The 1035-nt window shown below is 26.8% G+C and carries 1 pseudogene; it reads left to right on the forward strand.

The window, feature by feature from the left end:
* Positions 1 to 993 (forward strand): annotated as a pseudogene (locus ELQ11_RS09575) (glycosyltransferase family 9 protein); the annotation flags it as partial.
* Between the last annotated feature and the right edge of the window lie 42 nt (positions 994 to 1035).

Consider the following 1035-nt stretch of genomic DNA (forward strand, 5'->3'; position numbering starts at 1 on the left):
TCAAACTATCAAGAAGCTTATTATGCTTATAAAAAATGTCTTAGTTTGGATTCTCATGCAACCTATCAATTTGATTTGGCTTATCTTTTGATGCGTATGGGAGTGGATGATAATTTTGAAGAGGGTAAGAAATATTATGAAAGCAGATTATTTTATGCTCATAATGAAACTTTTTCTACTTATCATTATAATGAAAGCCTAAAAGCTTTTAATAAATTTGGCGTTGATGCTTTTAAAAATAAAGAAGTTTTAGTATTTTGCGAGCAAGGCTTTGGCGATACTATAATGTATGCAAGATGCTTAGAAAAACTTTGCAAAATCGCTTCAAAGGTTTTATTTGCTCCTCAAAGTGCCATGTATGAAATGTTTAAAAATCAAATCAAATTTTTAAATCAAAATGATGATATTTTTAAAAATGTAAAGGTTTTAAAAAATCTACCTACAAATTTTGATTATGCTATTCCTATTTGTTCTTTGCCTTTTTTTATTGATATTAAGCTTGATGAGATTTCACGATTAAAAACACCTATATTGCCACAGAAAAAACCGCATAATAAAAGAAAAAAACTTGGTATTTTTTATGCTACTCCTAATGCTGAAAATTCTGATTTATTAAGAAATGTAAAATTTGAATTTTTATTTGATATATTAAAAAACTTAGATTATGAAATCATTTCTTTTCAAATGCAATTAAAAGAAGAATTACCTAAGGTAATAGAAGATAGAAGTAAGCTTATAGAAAATTGGAATGATACTCTAAATTATTTATATGATATTGACTGTATGCTTAGTATTGATAGTGCTATAGCGCATTTAAGCTTAGCTATGGATGTTCCTACTATAGTTCTTTTACATCCTAGATTTGATTGGCGTTGGGGAAAATTTGAAAATCCTAAAAGTTATTTTTGGCCAAAAGCAAAATGTTTTATCATAAAAGAACAAGAAGAAACAAAAAGGAATTTGCAAAAACTGATTAAAGATATCTTAAACTAAAGCTTAGTTTAAGAGCTTTAGGTGGAAAATTTGGTTTTTGAT

Source organism: Campylobacter sp. US50a, assembly GCF_004379015.1.
Classification (GTDB): domain Bacteria; phylum Campylobacterota; class Campylobacteria; order Campylobacterales; family Campylobacteraceae; genus Campylobacter_D; species Campylobacter_D jejuni.